The following is a 20894-nucleotide window of genomic DNA, read 5'->3' on the forward strand; positions in this document are numbered from 1 at the left end:
ACGGCTACAGCCGGGCGATGTCCCGTGGCGTCATCCGGGGGGCCCGGCGGGCCGGGGTGCGGCCCGAGAGCATGATCAGGCGGGTCGCGCGGTGCCGCTGGCCCGCGTAGGGGGCGAGGAGCTCCAGCATCTCCTCGTCGTCGGCGTCCCTGTTCCCCGCGAGCGCGTGGCCGACGATGCCCGGCAGGTGGAGGTCGCCGACCGTCACGGCGTCGGCCGCGCCGTTGGAGCGCTGGAGGGTCTCCGCCGCGGTCCACGGTCCGATGCCGGGGATCAGCTGGAGCCTGGCCATCGCCTCGGGGAGCTCCATCGCGGCCGCCTCCTCCATGCGCCGGGCCACCCGTACCGCGCGCAGGATCGTGGCGGAGCGTTTGGCGTCCACGCCCGCGCGGTGCCACTCCCACGACGGGATCAGCGACCAGGTCCTGGCGTCCGGCATGACGTACAGGCCGTGCGCGCCGAACGCCGCGTCGGCGGGTCCGGGGGCGGGGGTGCCGTAGGTGCGGACCAGGAGCCGCCAGGCACGGTAGGCCTCGTCCGTGGTGACCTTCTGTTCCAGGACCGACGGGATCAGGGACTCCATGACCAGCCCGGTGCGCAGCAGTCGCAGGCCGGGCAGGCGGTGCTGGGTCAGGGCGAGAAACCGGTGGCGCGGGCGGAAGACGTCCGGGGCGTCGCCCGCCCCGAGCAGCTCCGGCAGCCCGTCCAGGAGCCACTGGGCGCCCGGCCCCCAGGCGGTCGCCGAGATCCGGCCGTCGCGGGACGCCGCGACCCGCAGCGTGCCCGGGCCCGCCGGGGTGCGGGTCGCCCGCCAGTGGGTTCCGTCGGGCAGCGCCCGGTAGGCGGGGTCGGCCGGGCCGCGCCGCAGCGGACTCAGGACCAGCCGCAGGTCGAGCGGGCCCGGCGGTGTCCAGGTCCGGGTCTGCGGCGGGGCGGACGCGGAACCGGCACCGGACACCGGCTCCTGTCGGGGCACGGCGGTGGTGCGGGGTACGAAGCGTCCTGCCACGGGTGAGGTCCTCGGTCGTCGGGGGGTGCCCCTCGAGGGTACGGCCGACGCGGACCGTTCTCAGGCCGGAGGGGCCGGTCCGCCTGCCGGGCCGTTCACTGGTCGGACGAGAAGCGGACCGAGGCGTCGGGAAGGACCGCCCCGCACCAGACACGGATCCCGTCGCGCAGTTCGTTGTCGGCACCCACCTGGGCGCCGTCGCCGATGACGGCTCCGGTGAGGACCGAACGGCTGCCGATCCGGGCACCCGCTCCGATCAGTGAGTCGGTGATCACGGCGCCCGGCTCGACGACGGCGCCGTCCAGCACGGTGGAGCCCGCGATCCTGGCGCCCTCGCCGATCAGCGCGCCCTCGCCGATGACCGTGCCGCCGGTGAGCTTGGCGTCGGCGGCCACCGAGGCGGTGGGGAGGACCAGCCGGTCGCCGCAGCGGCCGGGGACCGCGGGGGACGGGGCGCGGCCGAGGACCAGGTCGGCCGATCCGCGTACGAACGCCTGCGGGGTGCCGAGGTCCAGCCAGTACGTGGAGTCCACCATGCCCTGGAGGTGGGCGCCCGAGTCCAGCAGACCGGGGAAGGTCTCGCGTTCCACGGAGACCGGCCGGCCGGCCGGGATCGTGTCGATGACCGACCGTCGGAAGACGTACGCCCCCGCGTTGATCTGGTCGGTGACTATCTCCTCGGGTGTCTGGGGCTTCTCCAGGAAGGCCGTCACCCTGCCGGTGGCGTCCGTCGGCACGAGGCCGAAGGCGCGCGGGTCCTCCACCCTGGTGAGGTGCAGGGACACGTCCGCCCCCGAGGTGGCGTGCGCCGCGACCAGGGCCCGGATGTCGAGACCGGTGAGGATGTCCCCGTTGAACACGATGACGGGCTCGTCCGGGCCCGAGGCCAGCCGCGACGCCACGTTCCGGATGGCTCCGCCGGTACCGAGGGGTTCGTCCTCGGTGACGTACTCGATGGAGAGGCCCAGGGACGAACCGTCGCCGAAGTACGGCTCGAACACCTCCGCCAGGTAGGAGGTCGCGAGCACGATGTGCTCCACCCCGGCCGCCCTGGCACGCGCCAGCTGGTGCGTGAGGAACGGCACCCCCGCCGCCGGGACCATCGGCTTGGGGGTGTGCACCGTGAGCGGACGCAGCCGGGTGCCCTTGCCACCGACCAGGAGGATCGCTTCTTTTGCCTCTGTCACAGCACCGTCTCTGCTTCCTGCTGGGGCCGGGCCTCGTTTCGGCTGGCCAGTGTATGCAGACCGGTCGGATCCCTCCCGGTCAGCGGCCCTGCAGCTTCGCCGAACTGGTCCGGGCCGTGCCGAGCTTCTTGTAGAGACGGATTCCGGGGCATTCGGTTGCGAACCCGTCGCGGTGCCCGGAGATGACGTGGAGCCGGGCCTTCGCGCCCTTCTTGTACTTGCCGCTGCCGCCGGAGACCAGTGTGATCTTTCCCTTGGGGTTGCGGCCGAACAGGCCGAGCTTCCAGGCGGTGAGCTTGGCGACCGCGGTCACCGCGGCGGCGGGCGGGTTCTTCGAGCTGTACGTGCCCAGTACGGCGATGCCCATGCTGTTCGTGTTGAACCCGAGGGTGTGGGCCCCGAGGACCGCCTTCGACACGCCCCCGGCGCGGCCTTCGTAGATCTTGCCGCACTTGTCGACGGCGAAGTTGTAGCCGAAGTCGCGCCAGCCGCTGCTCTTGACGTGGTAGCGGTAGATGCTGCGCAGGACGGAGGGTGCCTGGGCGCAGGTGTAGTTGTTGCCGGTGGCGCTGTGGTGGACGAAGGCGGCCTTGACCGTCGAGGTGTACGCGAAGGTGCGCTCGCGCAGGCTCTCGTCGGCGCCCCACCCCTTACGGGTGACGATGCCGGGGCGCGGCCCGACGAACGGCTTGGCGCCCGCTCCGACGACCGCCTGCTCCTCCGACTCGGCCTTGCTCAGTGCGGTGATCTCGGTGGCGCCCAGCGGGGCCAGGTCCGCGTTGACCGCGGAGCTCTCGGCGGCGGCCACGGTGAGGCCCGCGGCCTCCGGGAGCGCGCCCGGCTGAGGGGCGGTGGCGGGCGTCGCGGTGCCGGGCGACGGGGTGCCGACGGTGACGGCGCCCGGCGCACCGGGGGCCGGGGTGCCCTCGGCGCGTGGCTGCTCCGGGTCCTCGCCCGGGTCGACGAGTTCCACCCGGAGACCGGCGGGAAGCGGCGCGGTGCCGCTTCGGGGCCCGGCGGTCCCGGAGCGCACGCGTACCTCGACGCCGTCCGAGTCGCCCACCCACAGCGGCGCGGTGGAGCCGCGCACGGTGCCCGACTCGCGTTCGGGGCTGCCGGAGTCGGCGGCGTGGTCGGTGTTGTGGGTCTCGAGGGACTGCCACCCGGACCACCTGGTGGTGCCGGTCGCACGGGTGCGGACCTGGACGGTTCCGTGCAGCTCGGCGTCGGCGTCGTCCCAGACCACGCCGACGAGTGAGAAGCGGTGCGAGTCGCGCCGGAGGAGCCCCTGCCCGGCGGGCGGAGTCATGGGCTCGGTGGGTTTGCCGGTCCTCGGGGACGCTTCGGTGAGCGGCCGCAGGGGCAGGGACTGGGTCGAGCCGGCCGGTTCGGCGGAAGCTGCCGCGGGCGCCTGCGCGACCGGGGGCCGGGTGGGTGCGGCGGGTGCGGGCGCGGCGAGCGGGAGGGTGAGTGCCGTCGCGCAGGTGACGCCGATGGAGGTTGCAAGAAGTGCACGCATACAGGAAATACTTGGCAGAGTCCGGCATTCCCGGCTACTGGAGTGCACCCGCTGCCAGTTGACGCCCCGTCTGCCGACCGGTGTACGAGACAGCCGTCACGCCCTGGCGCGCCGACGTCCGCCGCGTACCCTTGCGCGGATGAACGCCAGTGATCGCACCCCCGCCGACCTGCTGCGATCCGCGCTCGCCGCGGACCCCGCCCGTCCACTCGTCACTTTCTACGACGACGCAACCGGAGAGCGCGTCGAACTGTCGGTGGCCACCTTCGCCAATTGGGTGGCCAAGACCGCCAATCTGCTCCAGGGCGACCTGGCCGCCGAGCCGGGCGACCGGCTCGCTCTGCTGCTCCCCGCGCACTGGCAGTCGGCCGTCTGGCTGCTGGCCTGCTCGTCGGTGGGAGTCGTCGCCGAGGTGCAGGGCGATCCGGCCTCCGCCGATCTCGTCGTCAGCGGACCGGACACCCTCGACCTGGCCCGCGCCTGCCGCGGCGAGCGGGTCGCGCTGGCCCTGCGCCCGCTGGGCGGCAGGTTCCCGCAGGCTCCCGAGGGCTTCGCGGACTACGCCGTGGAGGTGCCGGGCCAGGGCGACCGCTTCGCACCGTACGCCCCGGTGGACCCGGCGGCCCCCGCGCTGACCGTCGGGGGCGTCGGCCTGACAGCGGACCAGCTGGTCGCGCGGGCCCGTGAGGACGCGGCGGAGCGGGGCATCGGCCCGGGTTCCAGGGTGCTGACGGGCCGCGCGTACGACACCTGGGAGGGGCTGTCCGCCGGGCTCTTCGCACCGCTGGCCGCGGGGGGTTCCGTCGTCCTGTGCCGTCATCTGGACCGGCTGGACGAGGACGGTCTGGCCAAACGGGTCGAAAGCGAGCGGATCACCGTCACGGCGGTATGACAAGCGCCCCCGAGGCCACCCGTCCGGCCCACGGCGGGCCGAGCCCCCGGGACTGAGCACCGACGGCGGTACATGATCGGGCGGGTACGCAGCTCCACCGGGAACGCCGCCCGAATGCACAACCAAGCGTGAGGTTCAGCCGTCTACTCCTGCGACCGGCGGCCCCTCGCGCCGCCGAACGTGAAGGATGGACGCAGACGTGAGCGACAGCCCCGGTACCCCGGCCGAACCGGACCGCCCGGACGACCCGGCCGGGGGCGGGCCGGCGGGCGGGTCCCGGAGCGCGTCCGGGGCGGGCGGGCGGGGCGGCGCCGCCGGTGAGGCTCCCCGGGCGTCCGCGCCCGGCGACGGCGGGCCGGCGGCGGGCGGGGCCGGGACCTGGGGTGCGCGGCCCGGGCACGGCCCCCGGGCCGGCAGGCGGCGCTGGCTCCGCCGGACCGCCCTCGCCGCCTCGTTCGTCGTCCTGGTCGCCGCCGGAGCGGGCTGGTGGCTGTACAAGAAGCTCGACGGCAACATCACGACCGACACCAGCGCCGCCGCCGAGCTGAAGGCGTACGAGAAGGAACGCCCCCTGCCGGTCGCGGGGGACGCCCAGAACATCCTGCTCATCGGGTCCGACACCCGCTCCGGCGACAACAGCGCGTACGGACGTGACGACGGCGGGAGCCAGCGCTCGGACACCACGATCCTGCTGCACCTGGCGGCCGACCGCAGGAGCGCGACGGCGGTGTCCGTCCCGCGCGACCTGATGGTGGAGATCCCCGGCTGCCACACGGACGGCGGCAAGGAGACGAAGGAGCGGTTCGCCCAGTTCAACTCGGCCTTCGAGCTGGGCGGCACGGCCTGCACGATCCGCACGGTCGAGAAGATGACGGGCATTCGCGTCGACCACCACATGGTCATCGACTTCAACGGTTTCAAGGACATGGTCGACGCGGTCGACGGCGTCGAGGTGTGCCTCAAGGCACCGGTCGACGACGCCGACGCGCACCTCAAGCTCCCGGCCGGCCGCCAGAAGCTCGACGGCGAGGAGGCCCTGGGATACGTGCGGGCCCGCAAGTCGATCGGAAACGGCAGCGACACCGAGCGCATGGACCGTCAGCAGAAGTTCCTGGGGGCGCTCGTCAACAAGATGCAGAGCAACGGCGTGCTGCTGAACCCGACACGGCTGTACCCGGTGCTCGACGCGGCGACCAAGTCGCTCACCACGGACCCGGGTCTGGACTCCCTGAGGGACCTGTACGACCTGGTGCGGGGGATGCGGAACGTGCCGACGGAGAAGGTGCAGTTCCTCACCGTGCCCCGGAGGGCCTACCACGCCGATCCGAACCGCGACGAACTCGTGCAGCCGGACGCGGACCGGCTGTTCGACCAGCTGCGCAAGGACGAGCCCGTGGCCGTGGTCCCCGCCGAGGTGGCCGGTTCCGGGGATCCACAGGAAGACCACAGCTCCGGGAAGGACCCCTCCGGCCAGGAGCCCGGCGACTCGCGGGAGAGCCCCACGCCCGCCCCCACCTATTCGGGATCCAACGCGGCGGACGACCCGTGCGCCTCGTGAGTCAACTGGCGCCTCACAGAAGGCGATCGGAGCGGAATATGTGGAATGCCCGGCTATGAGGAGTGTGGAATCGGGCACGCGCGTCCCCCGTGGCCGATTCCGCCGGATAGTGTGACGCGATCCGGCGCTCGCGGCCACCGGACCGCGCACGTCCGGAGCGAACGGCCGAGCGCCCCGGGGAGGCGCCTCGCCCGGCACCGACGGAGGACTCAGGCAACCGTGGACGCGCACAGCCGTGGGCGGGCGACACCGCTCCCGCCGGCCGAGTGGGTCCTCGACTCGCGGACCGCCGGTCACGCGTTGCGACGGGACGACTCCGGAAGAGAGCCGTCCGGCCCTCCTGCTGTGCCGGGACGACCGGACCACCGGGCCGGATTCCAGACAGAACGTGCGAAGAGCCGGCGCCCGCGCCGGCCAGGCGGAACGCGCGAAGTGACGACGGGTCGTCGCGCCACAGGGGAATTCTGAGGAGCAGGGGGGTCCTGGTGGGACGGAGCAGCATGCGCGGGGAGGGGACGCGGCCGCGCGGCCGGCACGACGGGCCGCCGGGCGACGGCACCGGTGTCGCGTCGGGCGGGCGGCCGGGCCGCAGCGGACACGGCCGGCGGGAGCGGCCCGCCCCGCCGGAGGGCGGCCAGGGCGGGGCAGGTCCCAACCGGCGTACGCGCCGGGCAACCAAGGGCGGCAGACGCCGGATACTGCGCTGGGCGGCGTCCGTTCTCGCGCTGCTCATACTCGGCACCGGCGGCGCCGGATACGTGTACTACAAGCACCTCAACGGCAACCTGCGCAAAGAGGACCTGACCCTCGGCGACAAGCAGATGGCCGATCACAAGGCCAACGCCGCCGGTCAGACACCTCTGAACATCCTGCTCATCGGATCCGACGCCCGGGACTCCACGGCCAACCAGAAGCTGGGGGGCGCGAAGGAGACCTTCGGCGGCACGCCGCTCGCGGACGTGCAGATGCTGCTCCACCTCTCCGCCGACCGCAGCAACATCTCGGTCATCAGCATGCCGCGCGACACCATGCTGAAGATGCCCAAGTGCACCGACCCCGACTCCGGCAAGGTGTACCCGGCCAGCACGGTCGACGTCCAGACCAACGAGAGCCTGGGCCGGGGCGGTCCGGGGTGCACGGTGGCCGCCTGGTACGAACTCACCGGCATCACCATCGACCACTTCATGATGATCGACTTCGCGGGTGTGGTCTCCATGGCCGACGCCATCGGAGGCGTCCCCGTCTGTGTCGACGCCAACGTCTACTCGCACACCGGCGACGGCAAGGGGTCCGGTCTGAAACTGGAGGAGGGCACCACCTCCGTCAAGGGCGAGCAGGCCCTCCAGTGGCTGCGCACTCGGTACGGCTTCGAGGACAACACGGACCTGGGCCGGACGAAGGCCCAGCACCAGTACCTCAACTCGATGGTCCGCGAGCTGCGCAAGGGCACCAAGCTCACCGACCCCGGGAAACTGATGGACCTCGCCGAGGCGGCCACCAGCGCGCTGACGGTCGACAAGGGCCTCGACACCGTCAAGAAGCTGTACGACCTGGCCGAGGAGCTCAAGAAGGCCCCCACCGACCGCATCACCATGACGACCATGCCCAACGTCTACGGCACCGGGCAGTTCAGCGGCCGGGTGTACCCGAAGCCCGAAGAGGCCGAGCAGGTGTTCCGGATGGTCCGCGAGGACATCCCGCTGGACGGCAAGGCGTCCAAGCGCAAGACACCCGTCGCCAAGGACCAGGCAGCCCCCGCCGCCGAGATCGCGGTCAGCGTGCGCAACGCGACCTCCACGGACGCCCTCGGTCCGGCCCGGGGCCGTGCGAGCACGGTCAAGGAGCTGCTCACGGACGCGGGCTTCGCCAGGGCGACGGTCGATGCGCAGAACGTCGAGGCGGCTGACAGGACCGGTGTCCTGTACCCCAGCGCGGACATGGAGGGTGACGCGCAGGCGGTGGCCAAGGCACTGGGGATCCCCGCGTCGCAGGTGAAGAAGTCGGCCGACGTCTCGGGCATCGTCCTGGCCGTGGGAGCCGACTGGCGGGAGGACGGGGCCTATCCCGCCAAGGCCGCCGAGGAGAAGACCCCTGACTCCGCGAACCCGCTCAACGGCGCGGACGAGAAGGCGTGCATGCACGTCAACCCGGGTTTCACCTGGTGATGACGTACAGGTGAGGAGGGCCCCGCCGAGGGGGCCCTCCTCCAGTGGCCGCGGCGGTCAGACCGTCTGCTCCCGCACGGCCGGACGGCGGCTGGCGATGACCTTCCTGGCCAGCGAGCGGGGACTCGTCAGGAAGCCGTACCCCCACGACATGTGCATGGTGGCCAGTGCCACGGGGATCTGTGCCCGTGCCTTCAGCGACAGGCCCCTGCCGGCGGGCAGCGACCCGGCGACGATCGCCGCCGCGTAACCGGCGGGGACGACGAACGCCCACGGGGTGACGGCCGCGCCCACGACGATGCCGGCCGCTATCGCGCACACGGCGGTCGGCGGGGCCAGATAGCGCAGGTTGATCGAGCCGGAGTGGTAGCGGGCCACGACGTGGCGCCAGCGGCCGTACTCCTTGTACTGCTTGGAGAGGGCACGGATGCTGGGCCGCGGGCGGTACTGCACCTTCAGCTCCGGCGAGAACCAGATCAGACCGCCGGCCTCGCGGATGCGGAAGTTCAGCTCCCAGTCCTGCGCGCGGATGAACTCGACGTTGTAGCCGTCGGCACGCTCCAGCGCCTCCCGGCGGAAGACCCCCAGGTACACGGTCTCGGCGGGTCCCGCCTTCCCTCCGGTGTGGAAGGCGGCGTTGCCGACACCGATCTTCGACGTCATCGCGGCGGCGACGGCGTCCTCCCAGGCGTTCTCGCCCTCGGCGTGCATGATGCCGCCGACGTTCTGCGCGCCGGTCTCCTCCAGGAGCCGCACCGCCGTCGCGATGTAGTCCGGCGACAGCATGCCGTGGCCGTCCACCCGGACCACGATCGGGTGGCGGGATGCCTTGATCGCGGCATTCAGCGCGGCGGGGGTGCGTCCGGTCGGGTTCGGGACGGTGTGGACCCGGGAGTCCTCACGGACCAGCTCGGCGGCGATCTCGTCCGTACGGTCACTCGAAGGACCGAGTGCGATCACCACCTCCATCTCGCCGGCGTACTCCTGCTCCAGGATGTGCCGGACCGAGTTCCTGAGATGGCGTTCCTCGTTGAGCACCGGCATGATCACGGAGACGGCTGGGTACTGCGCGGCAGACATGTGGTCCTCGGGGGGTCCTCGGGGGTGCCAGGGTTCCGGGGGTTCTCGCACCCCAGGAGGCGGCGTGATTCGGCCGCCACGTTACCGCGAACGGGGGACAGCGGCGCGCGCCGCCGGGTCTCCTCCCGGTCTGCAGATCGTATGGGCCTACCGTGCGAAAGTCCCACTCGCTCGCGCGGAGGTGTCCCTCGTGCCCACGCCGCACCGATCGCCCCGTCCACCGCACCCTCGCACCGCTCCCCCGCAGCGCAGGCCCCCATGGCAGCCCGGAGCCGGCGGCCGGACCGCCGGCCGGAACCGGGCCGGCCGACGGAAGCCGCCGCCCCGGTGGGGCATGAGGGTCGCCACCGGGCTGTCCGTGCTGGTGCTGGGCGCCGGCGGGATCGGCCATGCCGTGGTGAGCGGTCTGGAGACGGGGATCGACCGGGTCGACCCGTTCAAGGACATGAAGAACCGCCCCCAGGGCGGCCAGGGCCTGAACGTCCTGCTCGCCGGCACCGACGGCCGGGACGGGATCAGCCCGGCGGACAGGAAGAAGTACAAACTGGGCGGGGCCCCCTGCCACTGCACCGACACCCTCATGCTCGTCCACCTCTCGGCCGACAGGCAGCGGGCCAGCGTGGTCAGCCTGCCGCGCGACAGCTACGCCGAGCTCCCGGCCCACACGGACGGCACCACCGGCAAGGAGCACCCGCCTCATCCGGTGAAGCTGAACGCCGCCTACGCCGAGGGAGGGCCGCACCTCACGGTGCGGACGGTCGAGCAGATGACGGGCGTCAAGATCGACCACTACCTGGAGGTCGACTTCACCAGCTTCATGAAGACGGTCGACACCCTGGGCGGCGTGGAGATCTGCACCGCCAAGCGGCTCAAGGACTCGCACACAGGCCTTGACCTGGCCGCCGGCACCCACAGGCTGGACGGCGGCCAGGCACTCCGCTACGTGCGCTCCCGGCACCTCGACGGAGCCGCCGACCTGGGCAGGATGCAGCGCCAGCAGAGGTTCATGGCGGCCCTGATCAAGCAGGCGACCAGCAGCGGCGTGCTGATGAACCCCATGAAGTTCCAGCAGGTCGCCGCGTCGATGCTCGAATCGGTCCGGGCCGACAAGGGCTTCGGCACGGAACAGATGCTGGAGCTCGGCAAGGCGATGCGCGGCTTCACCCCGGCCTCGTCCGAGTTCGCCTCCGTCCCCCTGGAGGAGGAGGGCCACCAGGTCAAGGGTGTCGGCTCCACGGTGAAGTGGGACGCCGAGAAGTCGAAGAAGATGTTCCAGGCCCTGCGCGAGGACCGGCCGCTCTCCCCGCACCTGCCGAAACAGCCCAGGGCGACGCTCGTCGACGTGGCCCCGCAGCAGATCCGGGTCCAGGTCTACAACGGGACGCCGAAGGACGGGCTCGGCCAGGACGTCGACGCGGCACTCCGCAGCACCGGGTTCAACACCACCCGCTCCCCGCTGAGCAGCGGGAACCAGGATCTGCGACGGACGGTGGTCTCCTACGACCCGCGCTGGGACCGCTCGGCGAGGTCCCTGGCCACCGCGCTGCCGGGATGCGAGCTCAGGGCGGTGCGGGGGCAGGGCGGGACCATGAAGGTCACGGCGGGCTCGGACTTCACCGAGGTGCGGCGCGTGAAGGCGGAGGACCCGCAGCGCGGAGAGTTCGGCACGGTGACGGGCGACCAGGTGGTCTGCCCCTGACCGGCCGCTCCCCTACACGCGCTCCGGGCGGCGGGCCCGCCGGGGTCCGACGCTGCGAGGGCCCCTCCGGCCGCCGGCGACCGTCGCGGTGACCGGGCCGGCCGGACGCGCGACGGGTGTGCGCCGGCGGAACAGGCGCCGGCCGCCGCCGGTACACCCACCGGGCGTCATCCGGTCGTCAAGGCCGCTGGTCGTCGATGCCTTCCGCGGCCCGCTGCTCCCGCAGCTCCTTGATCGCACGCCGCCGGGCGAGGCGGTGCGTGCGGCGGATCTGAGCCTCCTGGTAGCGCCGCCGGTCGCGTTCCGTCTCCGGGGCCACCTGCGGTACGCGGCGCGGCTTGCCGTCCTCGTCGACCGCGGCGAACACCAGGTAGGCGCTGCCGACCTGCTGGGCCGGGGTGGACTCGTTCCAGCGTTCGGCCATGACCCGTACACCGACCTCCATCGAGGAGCGGCCGGTCCAGTTCACCTGGGCCCGGACGTGTACGAGGTCACCCACGCGGACCGGTTCCAGGAAGACCATCTCGTCCATCGACGCCGTCACGGCCGGCCCGCCGGAGTGGCGGCCCGCGACCGCCCCCGCCGCGTCGTCGACCAGTTTCATGATCACGCCGCCGTGCACCGTCCCCAGGAGGTTGGTGTCGTTGCCGGTCATGATGTGGCTGAGGGTCGTCCGGGAAGCCGAGGTGGGCTTGACCGGAATATCGTCCTCCGGTGGCTGGGGCTGATCTGTCATGGCGTCCACCTTATGCGGGGGCTTGCACCGGGTTGCATTGCATCAGCTTCGCAACAGCCGTGACCCGATCTCCCGTACACCCTGTAAGAGGCACAGGCCGAGACGGCACACTGGTCCGCATGAGCGATTGGCCCGAAGGACGGAACGGCGGACCCGGCGAGCGCTACGGACGGGGCAGTGGGAGCCCGCAGCCCGAGAGCGCCCGCGCCATGCCGCACGTCCGGCGGCGCCCCGCGCCGCCGCAGTCCCCGCCCCGGATCCCGCCGCAGCAGGGCCAGGGCTACGACGGCTACGGCGAGGCACCCGGCTACGACAGCGGCTACAACACGGGCCAGGTCTACGGCGGCGGCCAGCGCGGCGGCGCCCAGGGCGGCGGCCGTGGCGGTGACAGCGGTTACGTCCAGCCACGGTCCGCGCCCGACTGGGGCCGGCGGATCAAGGTCGGCACCCTGACCCTGGTCGTCGTGCTGCTCGCCGTCTCCATCGGCACGTACTTCTGGGCCGACGGCAAGCTCAAGCGCGAGGTCGACCTCGCCAAGGTCATCGACCGCCCCTCCGAGGGCGACGGCACGAACTACCTGATCGTCGGCTCCGACAGCCGCGAGGGCATGACGGCCGAGGACAAGAAGAAGCTCCACACGGGCTCGGCCGAGGGCAAGCGGACCGACTCGATGATGATCCTGCACGACGGCTCCAACGGCCCGACGATGATCTCCCTGCCCCGCGACTCCAACGTCGAGATCCCCAGCTTCGTCGGCTCGGAGTCCGGCAAGAAGTTCGAGGGCACCGGCCGCCAGGTGAAGCTCAACGCCGCCTACGCCGAGGACGGCCCGGAGCTGCTGGTCCGCACGGTGGAGTTCAACACGGGCCTGCGCATCGACCACTACGTCGAGATCGGCTTCGGTGGCTTCGCCAACATCGTGGACGCGATCGGCGGCGTCGAGATGGACATCCCCAAGGCCTTCAAGGACAAGAAGTCCGGCGCCGACTTCCAGGCCGGCAAGCAGACGCTGAACGGCGAGCAGTCCCTCGCCTTCGTCCGTACCCGCTACGCCTTCGCGGGCAGCGACCTGGACCGCACGAAGAACCAGCAGAAGTTCCTGGCCGCCCTGGCCTCCCAGACGGCCACCCCGTCGACGATCCTCAACCCGTTCAAGCTCTACCCGACGATGGGTGCGGGCCTGGACACCCTGATCGTGGACAAGGACATGTCGCTCTGGTCGCTCGGCAACATGTTCTTCGCGATGAAGGGCGTCACCGGCGGCGAGGGCACGTCGATGAACATCCCGCTCTCGGGCCAGAGCGTGAACGGCAACCTGGTCTGGGACAAGGACAAGGTCAAGCAGCTCGTGGAGCAGCTGAAGAACGACGAGAAGGTCACGGTCAAGGGCAGCTGACCGCCCCCGGCCCACGGAGGCCCCTCACCCGTCGGCGGGTGAGGGGCCTCCGTCCGTGCCGGCCCGCCCGGTCAGCTCCCGGCCGCGTACGTCACGAAGGCCGCCCAGGTCTCGGGTGCGAAGCCGAGCCGGGGGCCGGGTGGCTGCTTGGAGTCGCGGACGTGAACGGCGCCGGGAGCGGACGCGACCTCGACGCAGTCGTTGCCGTCGCCACTGCTGCTGTAACTGCTCTTGAACCACTGCAGCTCCGAGGGGGCCCCGGCAGAGGGCTTGCGGATCATGTCTCTCCCAGCACTTGCTCGATGAAGGCCGACGACTCACGTGGCGTAAGAGCCTGGGCCCGGATCATCCCATAGCGCAAGCCCAGGACTCTGAGCTGCTTCGGATCGGACACCGGACGGCCGCTGAACGCACCGTCCGAGCGCCCCACCGCGCTGCCGTCGGGAAATCTCAGGATCTCGATCAGCCCGCCCGTCCCGGGATGTTCCTCTCGGTGTGTCGGCATCACCTGAATCGCCACATTGCGCAACCGCCCGAGCTCCAGGAGGCGTTCGAGCTGTCGGCGCAAGACCCTCGTGCCTCCGACCGGACGACGCAGCGTCACCTCTTCCTGGACGAAGCTCAGGGACGGGAGAGGGTCCCTGTCGAAGATTGATCGTCGCGCCATACGAGCGGCCACCACCCGGTCCATTTCGTCCTGGGTGTAAGCAGGCAGCCATGACGCGAAGAGGGCCCGCATGTGCTCCTCGGTCTGCAACAGACCGTTGATGTTGTGGTGGTGGTACGCCTCCAGCTCCACTGCCTTCGCTTCCAGCTTCGCCAGATCCCGCACCTTCTTGGGGTACCGCACCTCCGCCACGTCCCGTTTCATCGCCGCGAGCTTCCCACCCGCGCCCAGCACCTCGTCGGCCCTGTCCAGGAACTCCGGCCGGGGGATGCGCCGGCCGCCCTCCACCTTGTAGACCAGGTCCTCCCCGTAGCCGATGGCGGCCCCCAACTCACCGGCCCGGAGCCCGGCCGACTCCCGCCAGGCCTTGATCTGGCGGCCCACCGCGGCGACCACGGCGACTCCGGACTCGTCGTCAGGGTCGACGTCCCAGCCGGGCTCGTCCGCGTCACCGTGCTCCGTACCGGCCTCAACCACGCTCATCCGTGCCCCGCTTCCCACGCGCATGCCGTTCCCGTTCAACCCCTGTGTCCCCCGCACGTCACCCCGGACAGCCAGGACAGCCCTGGACAAGCACGGGACAATCACCGTACGTAAGCGGGTTGTCGCTGTTCACGGTACGCAGAGCCGACCACTCTGAGTGACGTGAACTCAGAAACCGTCCGCACCCGACGCCCCGCTCCCGCATGGGAGTTCACCGTGCTGCTCTCCCCCACCCGGCGGGGAGCCCGGCTGGCCCGGCTGCTCGCCACGGCCCATCTGGCCGCCTGGGGACTCCCCTCGGAACGGGCCGCGCACATCGTCGCCGAGCTGGCCACGAACGCCATGGTCCACGGCCGCGTACCGGGCCGGGACTTCCGGCTGCGTCTCGCCGTGCACCACGGCGAGCACCTCCGCATCGAGGTGACCGACACCCGGAGCGAACGGCTGCCGGCCCCGCTGTCCCCCGCCGACGACGCGGAATCGGGACGCGGCCTGCTCATCGTCGAGGCCCTCGCCGACCGGTGGGGCGTGGCCCCAGGGCCCTTCCCACGCAAGACCGTCTGGGCCGAGCTCGATCTCGTTCCGTGACCGTTCCACCGGGTCGCGGAGAGCCACGATCCGGCGGAACGCGTCCCGGTGCCCCGCGACATGTGTAGGCTCCGGGGCGCCCCGGACGCCAGGTTCTGCCCGAGTGGCTTCTGCGTGCCGCCACCGCGACCTCGTCCGACGACGTGTTCCAGGACGCAACGCACTGTGCCCCCGGCGGCTGCCGGGGGCACAGTGCGTTGTCGTGAGGAGCCGTTACGGCAGGTTGCGGGCCATGACGATCCGCTGGACCTGGTTCGTGCCCTCGTAGATCTGGGTGATCTTGGCGTCGCGCATCATGCGCTCGACCGGGTAGTCACGGGTGTAGCCGTAGCCGCCGAGCAGCTGCACCGCGTCGGTGGTGACCTCCATCGCGACGTCGGAGGCGAAGCACTTGGCCGCCGCGCCGAAGAAGGTCAGGTCGCCGTCGAGGCGCTCGGACTTGGCCGCTGCCGCGTAGGTGAGCTGGCGGGCCGCCTCCAGCTTCATCGCCATGTCGGCGAGCATGAACTGGACGCCCTGGAAGTCGCCGATCGGCTTGCCGAACTGCTTGCGCTCCTGGACGTAGCCCTTGGCGTAGTCCAGGGCGCCCTGGGCGATGCCGATGGCCTGGGCCGCGATCGTGATGCGGGTGTGGTCCAGGGTCTTCATCGCGGTGGCGAAGCCGGTGCCCTCCTCGCCGATCATGCGGTCGGCGGGGATACGGACGTTGTCGAGGTAGACCTCGCGCGTCGGGGAGCCCTTGATGCCGAGCTTCTTCTCCGGGGCGCCGAAGGACACGCCCGGGTCGGACTTCTCGACGACGAACGCCGAGATGCCCTTCGAGCGCTTCGTCGGGTCGGTGACGGCCATGACCGTGTAGTACTCGGACTCGCCCGCGTTGGTGATCCAGCGCTTCACACCGTTGAGGACCCAGAAGTCGCCGTCGCGGACGGCCTTGGTCTTCATGCCCGCCGCGTCGGAACCGGCGTCCGGCTCGGACAGGGCGTAGGAGAACATCGCGTCGCCCTTGGCGAGCGGGCCCAGGTACTTCTTCTTGAGGTCCTCGGAACCGGAGAGGATCACCGGGAGCGAGCCCAGCTTGTTCACGGCCGGGATGAGGGAGGAGGACCCGCAGACGCGGGCCACCTCCTCGATCACGATGACCGTGGCGAGCGCGTCGGCGCCCGCGCCGCCGTACTCCTCCGGGACGTGGACCGCGTGCAGGTCCGAGGCGACCAGGGCGTCCAGCGCCTCCTGGGGGAAGCGCGCCTCCTCGTCGACCGCGGCGGCGTGCGGGGCGATCTTCGCCTCGGCGAGCGAACGGATCGTCTCGCGGAGCATGTCGTGCTCCTCGGCCGGACGGTACAGGTCGAAATCGGTCGAACCCGCCAAGATGTTCACTCCCCAAGAATGCTAACTACCGTTAAGTAACCCAATTTTAGTGGCCCTGCGGAGCGAAGGCATACGGGCCGGACACGTGAGCTTGCCGACAACCGCGGGGACGGCGCCGGACGCGGCCGGAAACCAGCGTTCCGCACGCCCGGATATGCTCGGCTCCGCACGTCTGTCCGCATCGTTCAGGAGCACCCATGGCCCTCAGGATCACCGTGATCGGCACCGGCTACCTCGGCGCCACCCATGCCGCGGCCATGGCGGAACTGGGCTTCGAAGTCCTCGGGCTCGACGTCGTGCCCGAGAAGATCGAGATGCTCTCGGCCGGCAGGGTGCCCATGTACGAGCCGGGGCTCGAGGAGATCCTGCACAAGCACGTCGCCGGCATCGAGGGGTCCACGGGGCGGCTGCGGTTCACCACCTCCTGGGAGGAGGTCGGCGCCTTCGGCGATGTGCACTTCGTCTGCGTGAACACGCCCCAGAAGCACGGCGAGTACGCCTGCGACATGAGCTACGTCGACAGCGCCTTCGAGTCGCTGGCCCCGCAGCTGACCCGCCCCGCGCTGGTCGTGGGCAAGTCCACCGTCCCGGTCGGTTCCGCCGCACGCCTGTCGGCGCGGCTGGCCGAGCTGGCACCGGTGGGGACGGACGCGGAGCTGGCCTGGAATCCGGAGTTCCTGCGCGAGGGCTTCGCGGTGAAGGACACCCTGCACCCCGACCGGATCGTCGTCGGGGTCGAGAGCGAGCGGGCCGAGAAGCTGCTGCGCGAGGTCTACGCGGGACCGATCGCGGAGGGCTCGCCCTTCGTGGTGACGGACTTCCCGACCGCCGAGCTGGTGAAGACCTCCGCGAACTCCTTCCTCGCCACCAAGATCTCCTTCATCAACGCCATGGCCGAGGTCTGCGAGGCGGCGGACGGCGACGTGGTGAAGCTCGCCGAGGCGATCGGCCACGACGAGCGCATCGGGAAGAAGTTCCTGCGGGCCGGGATCGGCTTCGGCGGGGGCTGCCTGCCCAAGGACATCCGGGCCTTCATGGCGCGCGCCGGCGAACTGGGCGCCGACCAGGCACTGACCTTCCTCCGGGAGGTCGACTCCATCAACATGCGCCGGCGCGGGCACATGGTGGAGCTGGCGCGCGAGGCCGTGGGCGGAGGGTCGTTCCTGGGCACGCGGGTCGCGGTGCTGGGTGCCACCTTCAAGCCGGACTCCGACGACGTACGTGACTCGCCGGCCCTGAACGTCGCCGGGCAGATCCACCTCCAGGGCGGCCAGGTGACCGTCTTCGACCCGAAGGGCATGGACAACGCCCGGCGGCTCTTCCCGACGCTCGGCTACGCGGACACGGCGCTGGACGCGGTGCGCGGTGCGGACGTGGTGCTGCACCTGACGGAGTGGCGCGAGTTCCGGGAGCTGGACCCGGCGGCCCTCGGCGAGGCCGCGGGGCGGCGGATCATCCTGGACGGCCGCAACGCGCTGGACCCCACGGTGTGGCGCGAGGCCGGCTGGACGTACCGGGCGATGGGCCGCCCGAAGGCCTGACGCGAGGAGGCGGCGGCCCCCCGGGGCCGCCGCCTCCCTGCCGGGTCCCGCCTGTCAGTGCGCCGGGCCGTCCAGCTCGTCGATCGTCGCGTGGGACGGGCCCGTCCTGGCACTCAGGCCGCGGGCCACCGCTTCGGCGTCGCGCAGGACGCGTACGGCGTTCTGCCACGTCAGCTTGGCCACGTCGCCCTCCGACCAGCCGCGCGTGAGCAGCTCGGCGATCAGGTTCGGGTAGCCCGACACGTCCTCCAGTCCGAGCGGGAGGAACGCCGTGCCGTCGTAGTCGCCGCCGAGGCCGACGTGGTCGATGCCGGCGATCTCACGCATGTGGTCGAGGTGGTCGGCGATCGTGGCCACGGTGGCCATCGGGCGCGGGCTGACCGCCTCGAAGTCCGCGTGGATCCGCATGGCCGCCGGAGTGGTGTCCAGGTGGTGCAGGCCGTGCTCCCGCATGTTGCGGTCGGCGGCGAGCGTCCACTCGACGGCCGCCGGCAGGACGAACTTCGGGACGAAGGTCGCCATCGCCACGCCGCCGTTGGCCGCGAGCATCCGCAGCACGTCGTCGGGAATGTTGCGCGGGTGGTCGCAGACCGCGCGGGCGGAGGAGTGCGAGAAGATCACCGGTGCCACGGAGGTCGCGAGCGCGTCCCGCATCGTGGTGGCCGCCACGTGGGAGAGGTCGACCAGCATCCCGACGCGGTTCATCTCGCGTACGACCTCACGGCCGAACTCCGACAGGCCGCCGACCCGCGGGGAGTCGGTCGCCGAGTCCGCCCAGTCGGTGTTGTCGTTGTGCGTCAGCGTCATGTAGCGGACGCCCAGGGTGTACAGGGCGCGCAGGGTGCCCAGGGAGTTGTTGATCGAGTGACCGCCCTCGGCACCCATCAGGGAGGCGATGCGGCCCTCGGCGCGGGCCGTCTCCATGTCGTCGGCGGTCAGGGCCCGCCGAAGGTCGTGCGGATAGCGGGCGAGCATCTCGCCGACCACGTCGATCTGTTCCAGCGTGGCGCTGACCGCGGCGTCGCCGGTCAGGCGGGGCGGGACGTAGACGGACCAGAACTGCGCGCCGACGCCCCCGGCCCGCAGCCGCGGGATGTCCGTGTGCAGCGACCCGGTCTGGTCCGACGAGATGTCGCGGGCGTCCAGGTCGTAGCCCACCTGCTCGCGCAGGGCCCACGGGAGGTCGTTGTGGCCGTCGACCACGGGGTGGTCGGCGAGGAGCAGCCGGGCGCGGTCCAGGTCGTCCATCGTGACCGCCTACTTCCCGAAGCCGAAGGAGTCCGCGCCCTGGACCTTGGCGCGCAGGCGCTTGCCCTTCTCGGTCGCCTGCTCCTTGAGCTCCTGCTGGAATTCCTTCATCCGCTCCAGCAGCGCGCTGTCGTGGGCGGCGAGGATGCGCGCGGCGAGCAGGCCCGCGTTGCGGGCGCCGCCGACGGAGACCGTGGCGACGGGCACCCCGGCCGGCATCTGGACGATGGACAGCAGGCTGTCCATGCCGTCGAGGTACTTCAGCGGCACCGGCACCCCGATCACGGGCAGCGGCGTGACGGAGGCGAGCATCCCGGGCAGGTGGGCCGCTCCGCCCGCCCCCGCGATGACCGCCTTGAGACCGCGGTCCGCGGCCCTCTCGCCGTACGCGATCATCTCGTGCGGCATGCGGTGCGCCGAGACGACGTCGACCTCGTAGGGGATCTCGAACTCGTCGAGGGCCTTCGCGGCCGCTTCCATCACGGGCCAGTCGGAGTCCGAGCCCATGACGATGCCGACGACGGGGGCGGAGCCTGGTGCGGTCATTCGGTGATCGTTCCTCGCAGGTAGTCGGCCGCGTGCCGGGCGCGCTCCCGCACGTCCGCCAGGTCGTCGCCGTAGGTGTTGACGTGGCCCACCTTGCGGCCCGGCTTCACGTCCTTGCCGTACATGTGGATCTTGAGCTGCGGGTCGCGTGCCATGCAGTGCAGGTACGCCTGGTACATGTCCGGGTAGTCACCGCCGAGGACGTTGCACATGACCGTCCAGGTGGCGCGCGGGCGCGGGTCGCCGAGCGGGAGGTCCAGGACGGCCCGCACGTGGTTGGCGAACTGCGAGGTGACCGCACCGTCCTGGGTCCAGTGCCCGGAGTTGTGCGGTCGCATCGCGAGCTCGTTCACGAGGATGCCGGGGGTCCCGTCGGGTCCGCGCGTCTCGAAGAGCTCGACCGCGAGGTGGCCCACCACGCCGAGTTCGGCGGCGATCCGCAGGGCGAGCTGCTGGGCCTCGCCCGCGAGGCGTTCGTCCAGGCCCGGCGCCGGGGCGGTGACCGTGTCGCAGACCCCGTCGACCTGGACGGACTCGACGACGGGGTAGGCGACCGCCTGGCCGTGCGGCGAGCGGACGATGTTGGCCGCCAGCTCCCGCGTGAAGTCGACCTTCTCCTCGGCGAGGACGGGGACACCGGCCCGGAAGGGCTCGGCGGCGTCCGCCTCGGAGCGCACCACCCAGACGCCCTTGCCGTCGTAGCCGCCCCGGACCGTCTTGAGGACGACGGGGAAGCCCCCGACCTCCTCGGCGAAGGCGGCGGCGTCCGCCGGGTCCGTGACCAGGCGGTGCCGGGGGCAGGGCGCCCCGATCTCGGTGAGCTTCGCGCGCATCACCCCCTTGTCCTGGGCGTGCACGAGAGCGTCGGGGCCGGGGCGGACGGGAATCCCGTCCGCCTCCAGGGCCCGCAGGTGCTCGGTCGGCACGTGCTCGTGATCGAAGGTGATCACGTCACAGCCGCGTGCGAAGGCGCGCAGTGTCTCCAGGTCGCGGTAGTCGCCGATGACGACTTCGCCGGCCACCTGGGCGGCCGAATCCTGAGGGGTGTCACTGAGGAGCTTGAATTTCAGGCCGAGGGGGATGCCCGCCTCGTGGGTCATACGGGCGAGCTGACCGCCGCCGACCATGCCGACTACAGGGAACGTCACGTCTCCAGGGTATCGGGCGTGCGGGAGCTCCCCTCACCCTCTCCGGCCGGGCCCCGGCCC

18 protein-coding genes are annotated in these 20894 nt (G+C 71.6%); 7 read left to right on the top strand and 11 right to left on the bottom strand.

Going from position 1 to position 20894, the window contains the following annotated elements:
* Positions 1-4: 4 nt before the first annotated feature.
* The 3 genes from ACHFIV_RS28430 to ACHFIV_RS28440 all read right to left on the bottom strand — a co-directional run bounded on the left by ACHFIV_RS28430 (position 5) and on the right by ACHFIV_RS28440 (position 3715).
* The gene (locus ACHFIV_RS28430) at positions 5-1009 is read right to left on the bottom strand and encodes a DNA-3-methyladenine glycosylase family protein (protein WP_398974890.1); all 1005 of its coding nucleotides are present in this window, start codon (positions 1007-1009) and stop codon (positions 5-7) included.
* A 95-nt stretch (positions 1010-1104) separates the two neighbouring features.
* Positions 1105-2196 carry a mannose-1-phosphate guanylyltransferase gene (gene manB, locus ACHFIV_RS28435; RefSeq protein WP_398974893.1) on the bottom strand — a complete coding sequence of 364 codons (1092 nt, stop codon included), beginning with the start codon at positions 2194-2196 and terminating at the stop codon, positions 1105-1107.
* A gap of 79 nt (positions 2197-2275) precedes the next feature.
* On the bottom strand, positions 2276-3715 hold the full coding sequence (locus ACHFIV_RS28440) for an N-acetylmuramoyl-L-alanine amidase (protein WP_398974896.1): 1440 nt from the start codon (positions 3713-3715) through the stop codon (positions 2276-2278).
* A 139-nt stretch (positions 3716-3854) separates the two neighbouring features.
* Here ACHFIV_RS28440 and ACHFIV_RS28445 point away from each other — a divergent pair, with 139 nt between their 5' ends.
* From ACHFIV_RS28445 to ACHFIV_RS28455, 3 genes are all read left to right on the top strand, one after another.
* Positions 3855-4607 carry a TIGR03089 family protein gene (locus ACHFIV_RS28445; RefSeq protein WP_398974899.1) on the top strand — a complete coding sequence of 251 codons (753 nt, stop codon included), beginning with the start codon at positions 3855-3857 and terminating at the stop codon, positions 4605-4607.
* Positions 4608-4794: 187 nt separating this feature from the next.
* Positions 4795-6165 carry an LCP family protein gene (locus ACHFIV_RS28450; protein WP_398974901.1) on the top strand — a complete coding sequence of 457 codons (1371 nt, stop codon included), beginning with the start codon at positions 4795-4797 and terminating at the stop codon, positions 6163-6165.
* 485 nt (positions 6166-6650) lie between these two features.
* On the top strand, positions 6651-8330 hold the full coding sequence (locus ACHFIV_RS28455) for an LCP family protein (protein ID WP_398974904.1): 1680 nt from the start codon (positions 6651-6653) through the stop codon (positions 8328-8330).
* A 57-nt stretch (positions 8331-8387) separates the two neighbouring features.
* On the opposite strand, the gene ACHFIV_RS28460 is transcribed toward ACHFIV_RS28455, so the two are convergent.
* A complete protein-coding gene (locus ACHFIV_RS28460) occupies positions 8388-9410 on the bottom strand; it encodes a glycosyltransferase family 2 protein (RefSeq protein ID WP_398974907.1) in 1023 nt (340 codons plus the stop codon).
* Positions 9411-9600: 190 nt separating this feature from the next.
* On the opposite strand from ACHFIV_RS28460, the gene ACHFIV_RS28465 reads away from it, so the two are divergent.
* Positions 9601-11109, top strand: coding sequence for an LCP family protein (locus tag ACHFIV_RS28465; RefSeq protein ID WP_458575936.1), 1509 nt, complete (start codon positions 9601-9603; stop codon positions 11107-11109).
* A 178-nt stretch (positions 11110-11287) separates the two neighbouring features.
* Here ACHFIV_RS28465 and ACHFIV_RS28470 read toward each other — a convergent pair whose 3' ends face one another.
* The gene (locus tag ACHFIV_RS28470) at positions 11288-11845 is read right to left on the bottom strand and encodes an acyl-CoA thioesterase (RefSeq protein ID WP_398974911.1); all 558 of its coding nucleotides are present in this window, start codon (positions 11843-11845) and stop codon (positions 11288-11290) included.
* A 119-nt stretch (positions 11846-11964) separates the two neighbouring features.
* On the opposite strand from ACHFIV_RS28470, the gene ACHFIV_RS28475 reads away from it, so the two are divergent.
* Positions 11965-13242 (top strand): LCP family protein, encoded by a 1278-nt coding sequence (locus ACHFIV_RS28475; RefSeq protein ID WP_398974913.1) that lies wholly within the window; start codon positions 11965-11967, stop codon positions 13240-13242.
* A gap of 71 nt (positions 13243-13313) precedes the next feature.
* On the opposite strand, the gene ACHFIV_RS28480 is transcribed toward ACHFIV_RS28475, so the two are convergent.
* Complete coding sequence (locus tag ACHFIV_RS28480; RefSeq protein ID WP_398974916.1) at positions 13314-13523, bottom strand: DUF397 domain-containing protein; 210 nt, start codon at positions 13521-13523, stop codon at positions 13314-13316.
* Positions 13520-14392 carry a helix-turn-helix domain-containing protein gene (locus tag ACHFIV_RS28485; protein ID WP_398974918.1) on the bottom strand — a complete coding sequence of 291 codons (873 nt, stop codon included), beginning with the start codon at positions 14390-14392 and terminating at the stop codon, positions 13520-13522. The genes ACHFIV_RS28480 and ACHFIV_RS28485 overlap by 4 nt, the downstream gene beginning before the upstream one ends.
* 162 nt (positions 14393-14554) lie before the next feature.
* On the opposite strand from ACHFIV_RS28485, the gene ACHFIV_RS28490 reads away from it, so the two are divergent.
* Positions 14555-14980, top strand: a complete 426-nt coding sequence (locus ACHFIV_RS28490; RefSeq protein ID WP_398974921.1) for an ATP-binding protein — start codon at positions 14555-14557, stop codon at positions 14978-14980.
* Between the two features lie 213 nt (positions 14981-15193).
* On the opposite strand, the gene ACHFIV_RS28495 is transcribed toward ACHFIV_RS28490, so the two are convergent.
* The gene (locus ACHFIV_RS28495; protein WP_398974955.1) at positions 15194-16351 is read right to left on the bottom strand and encodes an acyl-CoA dehydrogenase; all 1158 of its coding nucleotides are present in this window, start codon (positions 16349-16351) and stop codon (positions 15194-15196) included.
* A gap of 197 nt (positions 16352-16548) precedes the next feature.
* Between ACHFIV_RS28495 and ACHFIV_RS28500 the strand changes: the two genes are divergently transcribed.
* Entirely contained in the window at positions 16549-17892 is a 1344-nt protein-coding gene (locus tag ACHFIV_RS28500) for a UDP-glucose dehydrogenase family protein (RefSeq protein WP_398974923.1), read from the top strand.
* Positions 17893-17946: 54 nt separating this feature from the next.
* Here the strand turns inward: ACHFIV_RS28500 and ACHFIV_RS28505 are convergent, their stop codons facing one another.
* From ACHFIV_RS28505 to ACHFIV_RS28515, 3 genes are read right to left on the bottom strand one after another with little or no spacing between them, the layout of a single operon-like run.
* Entirely contained in the window at positions 17947-19140 is a 1194-nt protein-coding gene (locus ACHFIV_RS28505) for a dipeptidase (protein ID WP_398974925.1), read from the bottom strand.
* A gap of 9 nt (positions 19141-19149) precedes the next feature.
* Positions 19150-19686, bottom strand: coding sequence for a 5-(carboxyamino)imidazole ribonucleotide mutase (gene purE, locus ACHFIV_RS28510; RefSeq protein ID WP_398974928.1), 537 nt, complete (start codon positions 19684-19686; stop codon positions 19150-19152).
* Positions 19683-20813, bottom strand: a complete 1131-nt coding sequence (locus ACHFIV_RS28515; RefSeq protein WP_398974958.1) for a 5-(carboxyamino)imidazole ribonucleotide synthase — start codon at positions 20811-20813, stop codon at positions 19683-19685. The genes purE and ACHFIV_RS28515 overlap by 4 nt, the downstream gene beginning before the upstream one ends.
* Positions 20814-20894: the final 81 nt, after the last annotated feature.

Source organism: Streptomyces sp. ALB3, assembly GCF_044385685.1.
Classification (GTDB): domain Bacteria; phylum Actinomycetota; class Actinomycetes; order Streptomycetales; family Streptomycetaceae; genus Streptomyces.

Bases quoted from the DNA above. Each gene is read 5' to 3' on its own strand.
- ACHFIV_RS28440 (WP_398974896.1), bottom strand. From the start codon at position 3,715: ATGCGTGCACTTCTTGCAACCTCCATCGGCGTCACCTGCGCGACGGCA.
- ACHFIV_RS28445 (WP_398974899.1), top strand. From the start codon at position 3,855: ATGAACGCCAGTGATCGCACCCCCGCCGACCTGCTGCGATCCGCGCTC.
- ACHFIV_RS28450 (WP_398974901.1), top strand. From the start codon at position 4,795: ATGGACGCAGACGTGAGCGACAGCCCCGGTACCCCGGCCGAACCGGAC.
- ACHFIV_RS28460 (WP_398974907.1), bottom strand. From the start codon at position 9,410: ATGTCTGCCGCGCAGTACCCAGCCGTCTCCGTGATCATGCCGGTGCTC.
- ACHFIV_RS28470 (WP_398974911.1), bottom strand. From the start codon at position 11,845: ATGACAGATCAGCCCCAGCCACCGGAGGACGATATTCCGGTCAAGCCC.
- ACHFIV_RS28475 (WP_398974913.1), top strand. From the start codon at position 11,965: ATGAGCGATTGGCCCGAAGGACGGAACGGCGGACCCGGCGAGCGCTAC.
- ACHFIV_RS28480 (WP_398974916.1), bottom strand. From the start codon at position 13,523: ATGATCCGCAAGCCCTCTGCCGGGGCCCCCTCGGAGCTGCAGTGGTTC.
- ACHFIV_RS28485 (WP_398974918.1), bottom strand. From the start codon at position 14,392: ATGAGCGTGGTTGAGGCCGGTACGGAGCACGGTGACGCGGACGAGCCC.
- ACHFIV_RS28500 (WP_398974923.1), top strand. From the start codon at position 16,549: ATGGCCCTCAGGATCACCGTGATCGGCACCGGCTACCTCGGCGCCACC.
- ACHFIV_RS28505 (WP_398974925.1), bottom strand. From the start codon at position 19,140: ATGGACGACCTGGACCGCGCCCGGCTGCTCCTCGCCGACCACCCCGTG.
- purE (WP_398974928.1), bottom strand. From the start codon at position 19,686: ATGACCGCACCAGGCTCCGCCCCCGTCGTCGGCATCGTCATGGGCTCG.
- ACHFIV_RS28515 (WP_398974958.1), bottom strand. From the start codon at position 20,813: ATGGTCGGCGGCGGTCAGCTCGCCCGTATGACCCACGAGGCGGGCATC.